Origin of the sequence: Candidatus Cybelea sp., assembly GCA_036489315.1 — a bacterium.
In the GTDB taxonomy this organism is placed as follows: Bacteria; Vulcanimicrobiota; Vulcanimicrobiia; order Vulcanimicrobiales; family Vulcanimicrobiaceae; genus Cybelea.
The window spans coordinates 1-17,144 of sequence record DASXFZ010000064.1 but is presented as its reverse complement, the minus strand read 5'-3'; the positions used below and the strand labels follow the sequence as shown (position 1 = coordinate 17,144).

19 protein-coding genes are annotated in these 17,144 nt (G+C 63.8%); 10 read left to right on the top strand and 9 right to left on the bottom strand.

Annotated features, from left to right (window positions below; all coding sequences use genetic code 11):
* Window positions 1–53 precede the first annotated feature (53 nt).
* The 5 genes from VGG51_14835 to VGG51_14815 are packed head-to-tail and all read right to left on the bottom strand — an operon-like array spanning window position 54 to window position 4,280.
* Window positions 54–1,442, bottom strand: coding sequence for an NAD(P)(+) transhydrogenase (Re/Si-specific) subunit beta (locus VGG51_14835; protein HEY1884302.1), 1,389 nt, complete (start codon window positions 1,440–1,442; stop codon window positions 54–56).
* Window positions 1,439–1,750: an NAD(P) transhydrogenase subunit alpha gene (locus tag VGG51_14830; protein ID HEY1884301.1), complete on the bottom strand. Its 312-nt coding sequence runs from the start codon at window positions 1,748–1,750 to the stop codon at window positions 1,439–1,441. The genes VGG51_14835 and VGG51_14830 overlap by 4 nt, the downstream gene beginning before the upstream one ends.
* Window positions 1,747–2,868 (bottom strand): Re/Si-specific NAD(P)(+) transhydrogenase subunit alpha, encoded by a 1,122-nt coding sequence (locus VGG51_14825; protein HEY1884300.1) that lies wholly within the window; start codon window positions 2,866–2,868, stop codon window positions 1,747–1,749. The genes VGG51_14830 and VGG51_14825 overlap by 4 nt, the downstream gene beginning before the upstream one ends.
* A 51-nt stretch (window positions 2,869–2,919) precedes the next feature.
* Window positions 2,920–3,759 carry a fumarylacetoacetate hydrolase family protein gene (locus VGG51_14820; protein HEY1884299.1) on the bottom strand — a complete coding sequence of 280 codons (840 nt, stop codon included), beginning with the start codon at window positions 3,757–3,759 and terminating at the stop codon, window positions 2,920–2,922.
* Between the two features lie 5 nt (window positions 3,760–3,764).
* A complete protein-coding gene (locus VGG51_14815) occupies window positions 3,765–4,280 on the bottom strand; it encodes a hypothetical protein (protein ID HEY1884298.1) in 516 nt (171 codons plus the stop codon).
* A 240-nt stretch (window positions 4,281–4,520) separates the two neighbouring features.
* Between VGG51_14815 and VGG51_14810 the strand changes: the two genes are divergently transcribed.
* Genes VGG51_14810 through mutM form a run of 4 tightly spaced genes read left to right on the top strand, consistent with a single transcriptional unit; the run spans window position 4,521 to window position 10,732 of the window.
* Entirely contained in the window at window positions 4,521–6,866 is a 2,346-nt protein-coding gene (locus tag VGG51_14810; GenBank protein HEY1884297.1) for a hypothetical protein, read from the top strand.
* 12 nt (window positions 6,867–6,878) lie between these two features.
* Window positions 6,879–9,491 carry a DNA polymerase I gene (polA, locus tag VGG51_14805; GenBank protein ID HEY1884296.1) on the top strand — a complete coding sequence of 871 codons (2,613 nt, stop codon included), beginning with the start codon at window positions 6,879–6,881 and terminating at the stop codon, window positions 9,489–9,491.
* The gene (locus VGG51_14800; GenBank protein HEY1884295.1) at window positions 9,484–9,909 is read left to right on the top strand and encodes a DUF192 domain-containing protein; all 426 of its coding nucleotides are present in this window, start codon (window positions 9,484–9,486) and stop codon (window positions 9,907–9,909) included. Before polA ends, VGG51_14800 begins: the two co-directional genes overlap by 8 nt.
* Window positions 9,910–9,916: 7 nt before the next feature.
* Complete coding sequence (mutM, locus tag VGG51_14795; GenBank protein ID HEY1884294.1) at window positions 9,917–10,732, top strand: bifunctional DNA-formamidopyrimidine glycosylase/DNA-(apurinic or apyrimidinic site) lyase; 816 nt, start codon at window positions 9,917–9,919, stop codon at window positions 10,730–10,732.
* 29 nt (window positions 10,733–10,761) lie between these two features.
* Here mutM and VGG51_14790 read toward each other — a convergent pair whose 3' ends face one another.
* The gene (locus tag VGG51_14790; protein ID HEY1884293.1) at window positions 10,762–11,013 is read right to left on the bottom strand and encodes a hypothetical protein; all 252 of its coding nucleotides are present in this window, start codon (window positions 11,011–11,013) and stop codon (window positions 10,762–10,764) included.
* Between VGG51_14790 and VGG51_14785 the strand changes: the two genes are divergently transcribed.
* From VGG51_14785 to VGG51_14770, 4 genes are all read left to right on the top strand, one after another.
* The gene (locus VGG51_14785; protein ID HEY1884292.1) at window positions 11,005–11,922 is read left to right on the top strand and encodes a S1 RNA-binding domain-containing protein; all 918 of its coding nucleotides are present in this window, start codon (window positions 11,005–11,007) and stop codon (window positions 11,920–11,922) included. The two genes, VGG51_14790 and VGG51_14785, sit on opposite strands and share 9 nt — an antisense overlap.
* A gap of 8 nt (window positions 11,923–11,930) precedes the next feature.
* Window positions 11,931–12,506 (top strand): dephospho-CoA kinase, encoded by a 576-nt coding sequence (gene coaE, locus VGG51_14780; GenBank protein ID HEY1884291.1) that lies wholly within the window; start codon window positions 11,931–11,933, stop codon window positions 12,504–12,506.
* Window positions 12,507–12,577: 71 nt separating this feature from the next.
* Window positions 12,578–12,793 (top strand): KGG domain-containing protein, encoded by a 216-nt coding sequence (locus VGG51_14775; protein HEY1884290.1) that lies wholly within the window; start codon window positions 12,578–12,580, stop codon window positions 12,791–12,793.
* Window positions 12,794–12,824: 31 nt separating this feature from the next.
* Window positions 12,825–13,133 carry a hypothetical protein gene (locus VGG51_14770; GenBank protein ID HEY1884289.1) on the top strand — a complete coding sequence of 103 codons (309 nt, stop codon included), beginning with the start codon at window positions 12,825–12,827 and terminating at the stop codon, window positions 13,131–13,133.
* A gap of 16 nt (window positions 13,134–13,149) precedes the next feature.
* Here the strand turns inward: VGG51_14770 and VGG51_14765 are convergent, their stop codons facing one another.
* Together VGG51_14765 and lnt are read right to left on the bottom strand one after the other, a co-directional pair.
* Window positions 13,150–13,707, bottom strand: coding sequence for a hypothetical protein (locus VGG51_14765; protein ID HEY1884288.1), 558 nt, complete (start codon window positions 13,705–13,707; stop codon window positions 13,150–13,152).
* Window positions 13,700–15,265 carry an apolipoprotein N-acyltransferase gene (lnt, locus tag VGG51_14760; GenBank protein ID HEY1884287.1) on the bottom strand — a complete coding sequence of 522 codons (1,566 nt, stop codon included), beginning with the start codon at window positions 15,263–15,265 and terminating at the stop codon, window positions 13,700–13,702. The genes VGG51_14765 and lnt overlap by 8 nt, the downstream gene beginning before the upstream one ends.
* Before the next feature lie 46 nt (window positions 15,266–15,311).
* Here lnt and VGG51_14755 point away from each other — a divergent pair, with 46 nt between their 5' ends.
* Window positions 15,312–15,914, top strand: coding sequence for a hypothetical protein (locus VGG51_14755; GenBank protein HEY1884286.1), 603 nt, complete (start codon window positions 15,312–15,314; stop codon window positions 15,912–15,914).
* Window positions 15,905–16,081: a hypothetical protein gene (locus VGG51_14750; protein HEY1884285.1), complete on the top strand. Its 177-nt coding sequence runs from the start codon at window positions 15,905–15,907 to the stop codon at window positions 16,079–16,081. Before VGG51_14755 ends, VGG51_14750 begins: the two co-directional genes overlap by 10 nt.
* Before the next feature lie 41 nt (window positions 16,082–16,122).
* On the opposite strand, the gene VGG51_14745 is transcribed toward VGG51_14750, so the two are convergent.
* Window positions 16,123–17,144, bottom strand: a 1,022-nt coding sequence (locus VGG51_14745) for a hypothetical protein (GenBank protein ID HEY1884284.1), incomplete at its 5' end; no start/stop codon positions are given.

Sequence of the window (17,144 nt, the reverse complement as noted above, 5' to 3'; positions counted from 1 at the left end):
CGCACCGGGCGCCTCGTTCCCGGAACGCACCGCGCCGCCGAGGTCCTGGCCTGCTACACCGCTTTGACGGCGGCCGTTAAGCCTTCTACGCAGGCTTTGGCGTCGCCGAAGAGCATCGACGTGTTGGCCATCTCGTAGAGTGGATTCTCGATGCCTGCAAAGCCGGACCGCATCGAGCGTTTGAGAACGACGACGTTGGCCGCCTTGTCGACGTCGAGGATCGGCATGCCGTAGATCGGCGAGCTGGCGACGTTGCGGGCGGCGGGATTGGTCACGTCGTTCGCGCCGATAACCAGCGCGACGTCGGCGGTCGGAAACTCCGCGTTGACGTCCTCCATGTCGAGCAGCTGATTGTAGGGAACGTTTGCTTCGGCGAGCAGGACGTTCATGTGTCCCGGCATGCGCCCCGCGACCGGATGGATCGCGTAGAGGACTTTCACTCCGCGTTTCTCTAGCTGGTCGGCCAACGCTTTGACGCTGTGTTGGGCCTGGGCGACCGCCATCCCGTAGCCCGGCACGAAGATCACTTTGGACGCGTAGGCGAGCATGACGGCGACGTCGTCGGCGCTCGTCGCGCGAATTTGCTGCGGTCCGCTCGAGCCCGCCAATTCCGTTCCGCCGGCCGAGCCGAAGGCGCCGAACAACACGTTGGTGAGCGGGCGATTCATCGCGCGGCTCATCGCGACCGTCAAGATCGTGCCGCTCGCGCCGACGAGCGCGCCGCAGATGATCAGCAGGGTCGAATCGATCTCGAAGCCGGTGATCGCCACCGCTACGCCCGTAAACGAGTTGAGCAGCGAAATGACGACCGGCATGTCGGCGCCGCCGATCGGCAGCACGAAGAGAACGCCGAGCAGCAGCGCGGCCAACAGCAGCAATGGATACGCCCAGAGCGGCAAGACTCCCAGCGTCGCGACGAACCATACGCCCAGCCCCAGAATCGTGAGCAAAACGATGCCGTTGACGAACTGCTGCCCCGGATAGGTGATCGGACGGCCGGTCATCAGCTCTTGCAGTTTGAGAAAGGCGATGATCGAGCCGGAGAAGCTGATCGCGCCGATGATCGCCGAGAGCACGAGAGAGACGGAAACGACCCCGTTGAGGCCGGCGCCCGACCCGGCGACGAAATATGCAACGGTCGAGATGAGCGCGGCCGCTCCGCCGCCGGCCCCGTTGTAAAGCGCGACCATTTGCGGCATCGCAGTCATGCGCACTTTGAGCGCCGCGTAGATGCCGATTGCGCCGCCAATGAGGACGCCCGCGAGGACCGACGGCCAGCCCACCGCCTGGGTTCGCAGGAGGATGCCGGCGAGCGCGATCGCCATTCCGAGCATGGCGTAGCGATTGCCCCGGCGCGCGGTCGCCGGCGAGCTCAGCTCGTGGAGCCCGTAGATAAAGAGCGCGATCGCAACGAGGTTGGCGAGATCGATCCAAACGCTCATTTGCCGTCGCCCTTGCGCTTGAACATTTGCAGCATTCGTTCGGTTACCGCAAAGCCGCCGAAGACGTTGATCGCACCGAGCGTCACCGCCGCGACCGCGAGCGTCGTCAAGAGCGCGCCGTGCTGGACGCCCTCCAGCGCGGCGACGATGACGATCGCGCCCGCGAGGACGATTCCGTGGATCGCGTTGGTAGCCGACATCAGCGGCGTGTGCAGGGTCGTCGGGACTTTGGAGATGACCTCAAAGCCGACGAAGATCGCCAGCACGAGCACCGTTAGGAGCTCGACGAGATGTGAAACGTCGGTCACGAAGCGTTTCCTCCGAGAAGCACGCGGCCGCCGCCTGCAACGATTGCACCTTTGGCGACCTCGTCGTTCATATCGATCTCGAGCGCTCCGTCTTTGATCCAAGGCGAAAGCAGCGCGTGTACGTTGCGCGAGTAGAGCCGGCTGGCATCGGCAGGCATCGTGCCGGGCAGATTCGTCGTGCCGACGATCGTAACGCCATTCGGAGTGGCGATCACTTGATCGGCGACGGTCAGCTCGCAGTTGCCGCCGGCTTCGGCGGCGAGATCGACGATCACGCTCCCGGGCTTCATCGCCTCGACCGCAGCCTTGGTGATCAAGACTGGAGCCTTGCGCCCGGGAACCAACGCCGTCGTGATCACGACATCGTTGGCGCCGATCTGTTCGACCATCCACGCGCGCTGGCGTTCCTGCTGCTCGGGCGTCAGCTCTTTGGCGTATCCTCCCGCCGCCTGCGCGTCCTCTCCCAGGTCGAACTCGAGAAAGTTCGCGCCCAGCGAGGCAACCTGTTCCTTCACAACCGCGCGCACGTCGTAGCCGCTCACGACGGCGCCGAGCCGGCGCGCCGTGGCGATGGCTTGCAAACCGGCGACCCCGGCGCCGAGGATCAGCGCCTTTGCAGGGCGGATCGTTCCCGCGGCGGTCGTCAGCATCGGGAAGAACTTCGGCAACGTGGCCGCAGCGAGCAGAACCGCTTTGTAGCCGGCGATGTTGCTTTGCGAAGATAGTGCGTCCATCGACTGCGCTCGAGTAATGCGGGGGATCATCTCCATCGCCAAGGCCGTAAGATTTGCAGCCGCCAAACGCTGCGTAAACGCAGTATCGCCGAGCGGATTCAAGAAACCGACCACGACGCTGTTCGGGCGCATGGCCGCGATCGCGTCGTCGCCGGGGCGGCCGACGGTGACGAAGACGTCGGCGGCTGCTGCCAGCGAAGCGGTGTCGGCAGCCAATGAGGCTCCGGCCTGCACGTAGAGGTCGTCCGGAAACGAGGCCGACTCCCCGGCCCCGCGCTGCACGCTCACGGCGACGTTGGCCTTGGTAAATTTCGAGACGGTTTCGGGCACGAGCGCCACCCGGCGCTCCTTAACCGCGGCCTCGCGGGGAACGGCAACGATCATAGCGCGGGCATTTGCTGGAAAGGGGCGGCGCCCTTTAGGCGCGGCGCGGTCTTAGATTATGCTGATCCGGTTTCGCAGGACGCCGATGTGCTCGATCTCGACTTCGAGCAGATCCCCGTCGGCAAGAAACTCGGGCGGGTTTCGCGCGAAGCCGACTCCCGCGGGCGTCCCCGTTGCGATGACGTCGCCGGGCAGGAGCGTCATGCCTTTCGAGAGCTCGGCAATCAGCGCAGGAATCGCAAAAATCATTGACGACGTGTTGGCGTGCTGCTTTTCGACGCCGTTACGGCGCAGGCGCACGTCCAAAGATTGCGGATCGCGCAGTTCCTCCGGGGTTACGATCCACGGACCGATCGGCGCGCTGTCGTCGAGGCTCTTACCTTTGAACCACTGGCCGTACTCGCGCTGTAGGTCGCGCGCGGTGACGTCGTTGAAGGCCGTGTAACCAAATACGGTGTGCAGCGCATCTGCGGGCGAAACGTCTTTACATTCCGTCCCGATGACGATTGCCAGTTCGGCTTCGAAATCAAACTCCGACGAAACCGCGCGGCTCAAATGCAGCGTGGCGTCGGGCGCGGCGATGGCGGTCGGTGCCTTGGTGAAGAAGGTCGGTACGGAGGGAAGCTTCAGCGGGCGCCCGAGCGCGCGTGCCCCCTCCTGCGCGTGTTCGAGATAGTTTCGCCCGACGCAGAAGATGTTGCGCGCGGGACGAACCGGAGCCTCGAGCTGCACCTCGGAGAGCGCCACGAGCTCGTCGGCGCTGTGCCACGCGATTCGTTCGTGGGGCGCTAGCTCCAGATACTCGCGCAGCGTCGGCGTGGCGATCGGGCGGATCGAGGAACCTTCGAGCACACCGGGACGCGCTCGGCCATCGGCGGGCCGATACGTCACGAACTTCAAATCGGAGGTAGTGTGGCGGCCGGCGGCGGCTTCGGTGTCGGCGTGCCGCGAATATCGTTGAGCGAGGGCAGCTTTGCGTTCTGCTGCTGCGACTTGTGCTGCATTTCGAGCGCCTGTTTACGCGCCGTATCCATCATCACGTTGGCGGCGCCTTCCTCGTTCCCCCAGTTGCCGCCGGCCGAGATGAGCGAGATGCGCCGCGAGACCTTCTGCGTTTTCGGATCGTAGTCGTAGTTAACGCGATAGAGGCCGACGGTCGCCGTGCCGTCGGGCTTGCGGATCCACATCTGCAGGGCGTTGCCGAACGTCTGAACGTTGAAGGTCTGAACCTTGCACGGCTTCGTCGACTTGACGCGCACGACTTGGCCGTACTTGTTGACTTCGACGACGACCTCGGTATGCAGGGGAATCTTCGGAAGAACCGGCTTGAGCACCGGTGCGGGCGACGGCGTCGCAGCCAAGAGCGGTGCGGCCCCGGCGAAAAACAGGAGCGCGAGCAGAACGTTACGCAATGACGCTGCGCGACCCACTAGTTGCGTGAGAGTACGGCGAACGGATGACCGCAGGATCCGCATGCGACAACGACCTGCAGATGCGGCTTTTCTCGCACGCTGCGCGCTTCGTCGCCGCCCTCTTCGAACCCGCAGAAACGACACCGCGTCGAGGTGGGCCGTTCGCCTGCCGCCTGTTCGTCCACGATACTGCGCTTTACGCGGGCCTCGTAGTTCGACCTGCCGAAGCTGCGCAGACCGATGTCCTTTCGTCTGGTCGCTGCCGCTGCTTTTCTCATCTTCGCGCTCAATGTCTCGGCCGCACAAGCCGAGCGGCCGATCGTCGACCTCCACCGCCTGGACTCGTACTTCCAACTCTTTGCAGCCGATTCGAGCGTGCCGTGGAAGGCCGCGACCGTTCGGCTCGACACATACTCAAGCGCAGCGGTCGCCTTTTCGGTGTATGCAGTCGATCCCGCAGACGTGCTGACCGCGGGCGCAAACTTCAACCCGCGCCCAATCGCGACCGCGCGCCGGCGCGCGGTCGCCACGTTCAATTTTACGCCGCCCGGCGGTTATCAGTTTCAGTCGAGCCAAGTGAGCGTGCCGCTGGGAACGCGCGAGGGTTTCTTTGTCGTCGAAGCCCGCCGCGGCGACGTCGGCGAGCAGGTGTGGATCAACCGCTCGCGCGTCGGCCTGTTCTCCAAAGAGACGCCTGGCGGCTCGCTTTTTTACGGTGTCGATTTAGGAACCGGAGCGCCGGTGCAGCGGATGCGCGTGCAGCTCGTTGTCAACAATGCATTCGTGACGAGTCAGACCGACGCGCAGGGCGCGGTACGCTGGAACCGGGCCTCACGTCCGGTCTTCGCGCTCGCACAGTGGGGCAGCAGCTACGCGTTTCTGAGCCCGCTCCCGCAGGCTCCGGTTCCGGGAGCCATCGTCGGCGTACGCACCGATTCGGCCGTCGTTCACGCCGGCGGGGTCCTGCATGTCGCCGGCTTCGTGCGGACGCGTTCCGGCGGCGTGCTGCGAGCCGGAAGCGGCAGCGCGCTCGTTTCTCTGCGAAAGGGTGCGCGCGTGCTCGTCGTGCATCGCGTTGCCGTCGACGAAGCCGGCGCCTTCGCCGGCGAGCTGGCCGTGCCCGCGGGCGCGGGGGCGGGCGACTATACGATTTTGGCGCAAGCGGCCGGCGGCACGGGCGGCGCGACCGTGCACGTCGACGCAAATGCCGGCGACCTTTCGCTCGACGTCCACTCGGCTTGCAACGGCCTGTGCGATTATCGTCAAGACGTTCCGCTGCTCGTTCATGCCTCCCGCCCAAACGTGCTCGTCGAAGTGACGGCCGTGCGCTCGCCGCACGTCTATCTCGGTGCGGCGCCGGAAACGACGCCGTGGGCTACGACCAAGTGGAGCGTGCAGTCGGTTCGCGTCGACGCCGGCGGCAACGCGACCGTGACGATCCCCCGGCCGGACGATAATCTCGGGTCGACCTACGGCATTGTGGTCGACTCGGGCGGAGCGACCGCGCAGACGCGCGTCGTGGTGCCGACCGCCGATGCGGCGATCGATCTGCGCGTCGATCGGACGGAGCAGAGTCTAGGCTCGCCGCTGAGCTTCGACGTAGACGTCGAAACGATCGAGGGCAAACCGCTGCCCGGGGCGAGCGTTCGCGTCGACCTGGTGCACGGCGGCTCTACGCAGGAACAGCAGATCGCACTCGACGCGCAAGGCCACGCCCGAGGAACGTTCAACTCTCCCGAGCTTGGCACGAACTTGATCTTTGCTTCGGTCGACCATGGCGGTCGCGCGACCGACGGCGCCCAGGTTCAGGTCGATCCGCAGGCGTCGGTGCCGGCAGCGGACGGACGCAGCCCCAACGTGCGTATATCGTTGGGGGCGAGCGACGTTCGCGCCGGGCAACAGGTGGCCGTCGCTGCCGACGCCCCGGGCTCTCAGGGTGACGCGCTAATCAGTTACGAGAGCGCGCTGGGCATACAGTTCGACGTCGTCCGCTCAGACGGGGGGCACGCCGTGGCGCGAGTGCGCGCGCTCGACGCAGCCGGCGACCTGCGCGTCGGCGCAGCGTTCGTCCATGGCGGTGCGATCGAATGGAGCACGGTTCCGCTGACCCTCTCGGCGCCGGGGCGACCGCATCTCTCCGAGCTCACGCTGCACACCGACCACTTCACGAGCGGCGAACCGGCGCGCGTCTCCCTAGATGGCGCCGGCGCCGGGAAGGGAACCTACGTCCTGCGAGTCAGCCGCGGCGCGCCCTCGGGCGCCGCGCTCTTCTCCTCCGCGCCGGCCCTGTTGGCGATCGATCTGACCAGTACGCAGGACAGCGCGCCAGAGGATCTCACCTGGCACCCGTGCGTCGATTCGACCGGGAACCGGGCGCAGATCCTCGGCTTCGTGCGGCGTTCTCAGTCCCCCGACGAGTCGCTGGCCCAGGCCGAAACGGAAACGGTCGTATGGAGGGTCGTGCGCAGCGATGGCAACGGACTCGCATTCGACTTGCCGGCACGCGGCCGATACGTGGTCTCCCTACTCGACATTGCCGATGATGGAAGCGTCAGCGCCGGATCGACGACGATGGAGGTGCGCTGAATCGTGGCGTTGATGCTGCTCGATACCTACGGTCTGGTTTACCGCGCGTTCTTTGCGCTTCCCGGCTTAACGACGAGCACCGGGACGCCGATCAACGCCGTGTACGGCTTTACGATGATGCTCAACAAGCTCATTGCCGACGAACATCCGACGCACGTTCTCGCGGCATTCGACAAAGGAATGCCGGCCGACCGCCTCGCTCTTTTCGCAGAGTATAAGGCGCAGCGGCGCGCGATGCCCGACGACCTGCGGGGCCAGTTCGCGCTGGTTCGCCGCGTGCTGGCGACCTACGGCATTCCGATCGTCGAGATCGAGGGACAAGAGGCCGACGACGTGATCGCGACGCTGGCGCGACAAGCGCAAGAGGCGGGAGAACAGACGATCGTCGTTACCGGAGATCTCGATCTGCTGCAGATCGTCGACGAGCGTACAACGGTGCTCGTCACCCGGCGGGGTATCACCGAACTCGGACGCTACGATCCGCGGGCCGTTCGGGAACGCTTCGGCCTCGATCCAACGCAGCTTCCGGATTACCGGGGCCTCAAGGGCGATCCATCCGACAACCTGCCGGGTATTCCCGGCGTCGGCGAAAAGACCGCAAGCAAACTGCTTGCGGCGGCCGGCTCGCTCGACGCGTTGATCGCAGACCCCGAGCTGGCCGGCAACCCGAAGCTCGCGCGTTTGATCGAAGAGTACGGACAGCAAGCGTGTCTCTGCCGCGCCGTCTCCGTCGTTCGCCGCGACCTGCCGCTGAACGTTGATTGGGGTGGGAGCCGCTACGAGGCTCCCGACGACGCAACCCTCTACCCGCTCTTCCGCGAACTCGAGTTCAAGACGCTGCTCGCCAAGCTCTCGCCGCCCTCGGACCTGCCGCTCTTCGAAGCCGTCACGAAGCTGACCGGCAACTATCGCAGCTACGTCGATTGCGTGGATCCGCCCGAGTTTGCGGCACTCGCCGGCGAGCTCGAAGGATATGCGGGCGCGCAAAGCGTCAGCTTCGCGCTGACCGGCGACGCGCTCGGAATCTCGACCCAGCAGGGGGAAAGCATCGCCTTCGCCACGAGCGCGCTCGGACAGGGCGCCGTGCGCGATGCGGTGGCGCGCATCTTCGCCGCACCGATGCGGCGCGGCGGCTACGACGTCAAGCGGCTAGCTCACGTCTTCGAAAAAGCCGGCGCCGGCGGGGCGCGGTTCTCCGACGACGCGATGATCGGTGCGCACTTACTCGACCCGTCGCGCGGTTTCGCCGACGTCGAAGATGCCGCCGCGGCGTTTCTCGGGCTCGACCTTCCCGCAGACGCCGCCGCCGCGGCCGATGCGACCCTGCAGCTGATCGCGAAGACTCGCAGCGAGCTCGAAGCGCGCGGCCAGCTTTCGCTCTACGAAGAAATCGAGCTGCCCCTCGCGCCGGTATTGGCGAAGATGGAGCGCGCCGGTGTCGCGATCGATCCTGCGGAGCTGCGCGTCATCGGCGAGCGCGTCGACGCCTCGGCCGAAGCGCTGCGAGCGCGGATCTACGATCTCTCCGGCGAAGAGTTCAACATCGGATCGCCTCAGCAGCTCGGTAAAGTCCTCTTCGGCAAGCTCAACATTCCCGGCGCCAAGAAGACGAAGACGGGCTGGGCGACCGGGGTCGAGGTGCTCCAAGGCCTGGCCCGCGAGTACCCGATCTGCGCGTTGGTACTCGAATGGCGCGAGGTCACCAAGCTCAAGAACACCTACATCGACGTCATCCCGCAGCTGGTCGATCCAAAGGACGGCCGGCTGCGCACTGAGTTCAATCAAACGGCTACGGCGACCGGCCGCCTTTCGTCGACGAATCCGAACCTGCAGAACATCCCGGTGCGCGGCGAACTCGGGCGGCGGATCCGCCGCGCGTTCGTCGCACGCAGCGACGAATACGTCTTGCTCGCGGCCGACTACAGCCAGATCGAACTCCGGCTGATGGCACATCTTTCCGGCGACGCAGCGATGCTGCGCGCTTTCGAAGAGTCGCAGGACATCCACGATTTTACCGCGCGCCAAATCTTCGGCATTACCGCCGATCGCGAGGTCGACCCCAACCAGCGGCGCATGGCAAAGAGCGTTAACTTCGGCCTCTTGTACGGCATGTCGGACTTCGGTCTGGCGCAGCGCCTGGAGATCGGCCGGGCCGAGGCCAAAGAGATTACTGCCGCGTACTTCGCGCGCTTCCCCTCGGTACGCGCGCACATCGACGGCACGATCGCGCAAGCGCGGGAGGCAGGCTACGTTTCGACGATCCTCGGTCGCCGGCGATATATGCCCGGCTTGACCTCCGGGAACTACATGCTGCGGGCGGCAGCGGAGCGCGAGGCGACCAACGCGCCGCTGCAAGGGAGCGCCGCCGATCTCATGAAGCTCGCGATGGTGCGCATCGATCGCGCACTCGAAGCCTCGGGACTCGACGCCACGATGCTGCTTCAGATCCACGACGAGCTGATATTTGAAGTGCGCAAAACGGACGTTGCCGCCGCCGCCGCGCTCGTGCGAGAGCACATGGAGACGGCGCTCGAGCTGCGAGTCCCGCTCGAAGTGACGATCAAAACCGGGCGGAATTGGTACGATGTCGAGCCGCTGGCGGAGGAGAGCCTGGAACGTGTTTAGCTACTTAGCGGCGATCGCGGCGATGCTCGCGACGACGCTCGTCCATGCACCGAAGGCAAATCTGACGCTGGAAGTCGCAAGGACCGAGGCGCAGCGCGAACGCGGCCTGATGTTCCGCCAATCCCTGCCGCCGCATACCGGCATGATCTTCTTATTCGAGCGCGACGAGCAGATCGCGTTCTGGATGAAGAACACGTTGATTCCGCTCGACATGGTATTCATCGCCTCCAACGGCACCGTGCGCCGGGTATTTGCCGGCGTCCCGGTCGTGCAGCCGAACACGCCGGACGATCGGATTCCGCAAGAGCAGAGCCAGGCTCGCTACGTGATCGAGCTGCCCGCGGGTGAAGCGGCCGGCGACGGAATCGCCGCCGGGGTCAAACTCGATCTGCACGGCGTCGCGGACACGCCTTCGTAAGCGCTGCTTGCCGGAGCTGCCCGAAGTCGAAACGATCGTCCGCGGCCTGCAGCGGGCGATCGCCGGAAAAAAGATCGCGGGGGCGGACGTGCGGCTCGCACGCATGATCGTAGCGCCGCCCGGAGTCGATTTTAAACGCGCGGTTGCGGGTCAGCGCATCGCGGCGGTGCGCCGCCGCGGCAAGTATGCGGTCATCGAACTAGAGTCGGGCGACGCGCTGGTCGTTAGTCTGCGAATGACCGGGCGTCTCGTCGTCAGCCAGGCGGGCCGTCCGCAATATCCCCGGGCGCACGTCGTCCTGCGGTTCACCGGCGGCGCTCGCCTGCATTTTGCCGACGTGCGAACCTTCGGCCGGATGCAATTCGTGAAGGCCGGCGAATCCTGGGACGGCCGCCTCGGGACCGAGCCGCTCTCGACCGGCTTTACAGCAGAGGCCTTTATCGGTATGCTGGCGGGGCGGACGAGCCCGATCAAGGCGTTCTTGCTCGATCAGCGCCGTATCGCCGGCATCGGCAACATCTACGCCAGCGAGGCGCTGTGGGAGGCCCGGATTCGTCCGACCAGGCCGGCAGGGGCATTGACAAAGGCGGCCGCGCGCCGCTTACGTGAAGCTATCGTTGACGTATTACAACGCGCGATCGACATGCGCGGAACGACCGTCGACGATTACGTGGATGCCGAAGGTCTCAAGGGTGGCTATCAAAACAAGCTTTCGGTCTACGGCAGGCACGGGCAAGCGTGCCCGCGCTGCGGCACCGGCAGGATCGTGAGAACCGTCTTGGGCGGGCGCGGAACCTGGTGGTGCCGGCGATGCCAAAGATAAAAAATATTTAAAGGTAGGAAATTCAAATCTCAACAACCGAACTCGCACCCATCAGTCAAGAAGAAGATCAACTCGCATTCGAACAGCGGCTGTACGAAGAGTCGCTCAAGGTCCTCGACGAGGGCCAAGTCCTCACGGGGACCATCGTCCAAAGAGATAAAGACGAAGTCCTCGTCGACGTCGGCGGAAAATCCGAAGGCGTCCTCCCCTTCCGCGAACTCTCTCTCGCAATCGATCCAAAACTCCTGAAGGTCGGCGACACCGTCGAGGTGATGGTTCACCGCATCGATGAGATGGACGGGACCCTCTTTCTCTCGGAACGCCGCGCGCGCGCGCTCAAGACCTGGGAGAAAGTGATCGAAGCGCACGATCGCGACGAAGTGATCGAGGCAACCGTTACGCAGGTCGTCAAGGGAGGCGTACTCGTCGACTTGGGCATGCGCGGATTCGTTCCGGCCTCTCAGATTCGCCGGCAGCCGGTCGGAAATCTCGACGAGCTCGTCGGACAGCATTTGCGTCTAAAGGTGATCGACCTCGATCACAAGCGTCATCGCGTGGTTCTCTCGCAGCGGCTCGTGCTCGAAGAAGAGCTGCAGGCAAAGAAGCAAGAGCTTCTCGATACGCTCGAAGTTGCGCAGATTCGCGAAGGCGTCGTCGTCAGGCTCGCCGATTTCGGCGCTTTCGTCGACCTCGGCGGAATCGACGGCTTGATTCACAACAGCGAGTTGTCGTACGCACGGATCAAACATCCGTCGGAGGTGGTGAAGATCGGCGACGTCGTGCAGGTCGAAATCATGAAGTTCGACCCCGACGCCAAAAAAGTGAGCCTGTCGCTCAAGCACGCGCTGCCGGATCCGTGGGACCAGTACGCGGACCGTCTCTATGAAACCAACAAGCTCACGGCACAGATCGTCAAAGTCACCCCGAACTATCTGCTCGTCGAAGTCATCCCCGGGATCCTCGCGATGGTACCCAAGGGGGAGTTCGATGCATCGGCCGCGTTCGCGGCCGGCCAAGAGGTCGAGGTGACGCTCCTGACGATCAATCACGCTACGCGGCGGATCACCGCATCGATCCAACACGTGGCCGACGTGCCGCTCGAGGAGATCGAGCAGTACGCGGTCGAGGAGGAGGCCGGCGGAATCGTGACGCCCGTGGACGTGCTTCCGGAGCCTCCCCCGAGCGAGTAAGCATCGCCGTGCGCGTTGGGCTGACCGGCGGCATCGGCGCTGGGAAGAGTGAGGTCGCCGGCATCTTCGGCGACCTCGGAGCGCTCATCATCGACACCGACGTCATCGCTCGCGAAGTCGTGACGCCTCAAAGCGACGGCCTGCTCGAGATCGCTAGAGTCTGGCCGGCCGTCGTGCGAAACGGCGTCTTGGACCGCGCGGCGCTTGCCGACATCGTCTTCAGTGACGCCGCCGCGCGCGAGCGCCTCAATGCGCTCCTGCACCCCCATATCCGCCGCTTGGCGGTCGAGCGCGAGAACCGGGCCGCTCCAGGCCAGCTGATCGTGCACGTCGTGCCCTTGCTCTTCGAAACCGGGTACGATCGTCTCGTAGATAAGTCCGTTCTCGTCGCCTCACCGCTCGAACGGCGAATCGCCCGGATCGTCGAGCGAGATCGGCTGGACGAGGCTCGGGTCCGAGCCCGGATGGCCACTCAGGTGGAACCGGACGAGGCCCGCTCGCGGGCCGACTTCGTGATCGAGAACGACGGCGATCTCGAGCATCTGCGAGAGCGAAGCGAGACGGTTTACCGAGCCTTGACCTAAATTCTCAGCAAATCCTGAGTTTGCCGAGCGCTTGTATGGGAAAGACTATACGCCAGACCAAGGAGGATGAGATGACCCAGGATTCAGGACAGTCCGGCGGCATGAGCGTTCGCGAAGCGGGTCGCCGCGGCGGCGAGCGCGTCAAGGCCAAATACGGATCGGAGTTTTACGAGGAAATCGGCCGTAAGGGCGGCGAGGCCACCAAAAGCAAATACGGCCCGTCATTTTATGAAGTTATCGGTCAAAAAGGTGGTCAACGCCCAAAACGTAAGGCGGCTGCTTCTTAAAGCGCTTACCGTCTACGAGTGAAGAGGACCGATGGCTGATAAGAACGAGCGTGCGACCAAGCGCGAAATGTCCGTACGCGAGGCAGGGAAAAAGGGCGGCGATACCGTGCGCGACCGCTACGGTTCGACGTTCTACGAGGACATTGGCCGCAAGGGCGGCAAGGCGACGCGCGATCGTCATGGCGTAGAATTCTACGAGTCGATCGGTCAAAAAGGCGGCAAGGTCGTCAAAGAAAAATACGGCTCCGATTTCTACGAAGAGATCGGGCACAAGGGTGGCCAAAAGGTCAAGAAACTGATCGCCGAGGCAAAAAAAAAGCTGGGGGAAGAGAGCGGGTAAAACGCCCCCCGCCGGGTCAGTGGTGGATTTCAACCCCCCCGCTGACCTTGCCGAGGTGAACCGTGTTATCATCGAAATCGACGGTTATACTGCTGATCTTGAGCGTTTGATCGCCGGAATGGATGTAACTGGGGTGCGCCATATGCAGCTCCTTTGCATCGTTCGTCCAGGTAACCAAATCAGTGTCGAACGCGCGCTTCTCGGGATCGTCGATTCGCTCGACGTGAACTTTCCCGATTGCCGTAAAATCCAGCGTTGAGATGTTGAGCTGGATGTGCTTGGCCGAGATCCGCAGGTACGGTTTTCCCTTTTTGAAAACGATCCCGTTGCGCACGCCGTCGACGCTGCCGCTCAGGCCGTCGGGCGAGAGCTTCGCGTGATCGTAGTCGAAGCTCCACGACTTTGTCCTAATGTGATTGTTCAGCACGTGACCGCCCCTTAACACGACGGGCGGCTGCCCGGGCGGGGACGGCGGCGTGCCTTTCCCGGCGAGCACGATCTCGACGACGACGTAGACGAAAAAGAGCAGACCGGCGACGATGCCGATTCGCTTCCAGGTCAATTTTTTACGCATCGTCTTCGGTCCGAGCGACGCGCGGAATCAAGAGGAGCGCGACGTACCCGAGGATCAGCAGCAGCGCGATCGTCGTCGGGCCGATGCGGGAAAAGATCGTCGGCAGCCTCCGTCCGACGCGGCCCTTCACCACGGTTCGCTCTTCGAGCAGGCTGCGAGCCTGCCACGTGCCATCCGGCGCGATGATTCCGCTGATTCCCGTCGCCGCGGCGCGAACGACGTACGCGCCGCTTTCGACGGCGCGAAGCTGTGCGATCTGAGCGTGCATATACGGGCCGGACGTCTTGCCGAACCAGGCATCGTCGGTGCTGATCACGAGGAGCTGCGCGTTGCGCCGCAACTGGGCAAAGGCGAGATCTGCAAAAGCCGACTCCCAACAGATCATCGGCGCGATCGTCAGCGCCGTCGTCGGATAGACGCCGTCGCGCTGGCCGGGCGTTATGCCGCCGTTGAGCGCGCCGATGTACGGCAGCCACGAAAGAAACGCGCGGCCCGGAAACCACTCTGCGAACGGCACCAGTTGGCGCTTGCGGTAGACCTGCGAAGAACCGTTGGGCGCGAAAATGAACAGTGCGTTGAAGAGTCCACGCGAGTCCGCATCGATTGCGCCGGCGACGATCGTTGAATGAAGTTTGCGCGCGAGACCGGAGAACTGGCCGATCAAATGCTGGTCGAAGTCCAGCTCGGTCGTAATCGCCGTCTCCGGCCAAACGATCAGGCGCGGGTGCGCGCGCGCCGCGCCGCGCGTCATTGCCATGTAGCGCGCGACGGCAACCTGCAGCGCGTTCCACTTGAGCGACTGCGGAACGTTGCCCTGTACGGCCACGACTTCGATCGACGGCGCGGGGATGTGGCGAGCCGGCCAAAACGTCCACGCCGCGAAGGTGAGGAGAAGCGTCGCGCCCGCCGCGGCCGCTAACGGCTGCCACGTTCGCCGGCGGATAGCATCGGCTCCGTATGCGCCGAGCACGCAAAGCACGAGCGTGATTCCGTAAGTCCCCGCGTACGCCGCGATCGGCCGCAGGACGGTGTCGGCTTGCGTGTACCCAAGCTGATCGAACGGCGCGGCCATCACGCCGATCGAGCGAAGCCATTCGCAAATCGTAAAGGCAGCGGCCGCGCCGAGTGGTGCGACCACCGGACGCATTCGCGCGTACGCCACCGACGCCAGCGCGCCCGCGACGGCAAAAAACGGCGCCTCGATCAGGGCGGGCCCATAGGCGAGAAACGGGCCGAACGCCCCGATATACCGTCCGACCGTATGCCCGACCCATGCAAAATCGATCGTAAAGAAAACTAATCCGGCAAACCAACCAAGAAGCGCCGCTCGTTTCCAGGAAGCGTCTTGCCACAACCAAAAGAGCGCCGCGGTTCCAAAGGGAACGAGCCACGCCGCGCCAAGCTTAGGAAATGCCGCCGCCAGCGCCACGGCCGCGATCGCGGCGAGGCACACGTCTCGCAAGGGCCGCGAGGAGACCATGATTCGTAGATTGAGCTTCGGTTTTATAGTCGTTTCGGTAACGGCGTTCATCGTATCGGCATGCGGTCGGCAGGTCACGCCAAATCCTCCGGGTTTAGGACCCGGCGGGGCGCCTCCGGGATACATGGCCATCCATTTTGACGTTACCTCTGCCTTCAACTTCTCCAACTATCAATATATGATCGTCTTCGACACGAGCGGCGACGGAAAGACGCCATCGACCGACACTCTGCAAACGAACTGGGCCGGATATTCGTTTGCCCTGATGGCTCTCGGCCGAGGCGGCGCCGCGTACGCCCAGCCCGTCCAGTTCGTTCGAAACCAAAACCCGCACATTCCGCCGGCGTGGCTTCCGCTCGGCACGACGCCGCAGCAATTCTCGTTCAACCCGGACAGCAACGGCACGGGCACCGAGTTTTCGATGCTCGCCCAGCGCTCGATCTTCCACGGCATCGCCTCGCCCTCGCCGTCGCCGAGCTCATCGCCCTCGAACCTTTGGACCTTCAATGCGTTCTCGGCGCAGGCCACCAACGGCGGCACGTGGACGTTCATCGACTCGCTCGGCACCGGTGGACCGATCGATCCGCAGTTCGTCTCGCCGCGGCTCTGTATGACCGAGCCCTTCGATAACACATACTACGGCGTCTACGCTCAAGGGGATCCCGCGGGCATGATCTCCACCATCGAGATCGCAAACAACCCCATCAATCCCACCCCATGTCCGTGATGCGCGATCTCAACGTCTCCTGCGGCAACGATATCTGCAACTGCACCGTCAGCGCCCCGGTCGACGGTGACGTTGCCTACTGCAGCGACTACTGTCAAGACGCCACCGACCAGAGCATCGAATCGGAAGCCTGTTCGTGCGGCCACCCGCCCTGCGACGAACCGTAAGCCGCCGGCACCTGCATTCTCTCGTCGATGCACGAACGCGGTTAGAAGTTGAAGGTAGTCGGAACGACCGGCTGCGGCGAGCCGATCTGAAAGACCGCCGACTGCGACGGGAACGCGAGCAGATTCAATCCGACGTTGATGGCCTGCTGCGATTCGTTGTAGAGCACCAGCAGCTGATAGCAGTTTCCGATCGTACGCGTGTAGTAGATGATTTTGTCGGTGACCATTTCGCCCGGCCCTTTCCAGTTGAGATCGGTGACGAACTGCAGTGAGGCGTCGCGTCCAAAGGGCGTCGAAAGCTGGAGATTGGTCGTCACGAAGCCCTGCCCCGGGCCGGGTATGAACGAGCCGCTGAGCATCAGCACCGAACGCTGCGACGGCTTGGCCGTGAGCTGATAGCTCAAGGGCTGGGCCATTCCGTCGAAGTTCGTCGTCCAGCCGACGGAAAACGCGTAGACGTCGTCGTTGAAGAGGCGAATCAGGTCCTGCGCGTTCTTTGTGTTGTCGGTGGGCTGTTGATCCAAGTACTGGAACGGGACGAGCGCGGGACCGTTGTAATTCGCCTCGTTGTAGGTCAACGAGTTGACGATGTGCTGGCTGATTGGTGTCGTCAAGCTCAAGTCTTGCTCGATAGCCGCTTTGAGGTCTCCGGTACCGTAGGCGTATTGGTCGACGGTAACCGTTCCTTCGAAATCGCTGCCGAGGACCTTGGCCTGTATCGGCCCGGCGACGAGGTTGGCGTCGCCGCGCCAGGTTGCCAGCGCGACCGGCTGCCCGTCGCCCGCAGGATTACTGTACTCGCCGACCACCAGCTGCGCCGAGAGCGGTATGATGAAGTGCTGGAAGAAATTGGCAGGCCGGACGGTAAATTCGGGAATCTTATTGATTCCCGTTGCCTCCTCTGAATACGTCTTGTCGAATTCCAACTCGTAGTCGGCGCCCGCGGTCGTGTACTGCATCAGATAGTCGAACTCGGACTCGTTGCTGAACGACGATTCCCCGCCAAAGCTGGCGCTGCTGTCGCTGTCCGTAAACGTCACCGTTTGATTGAGGTTTTGGTTGA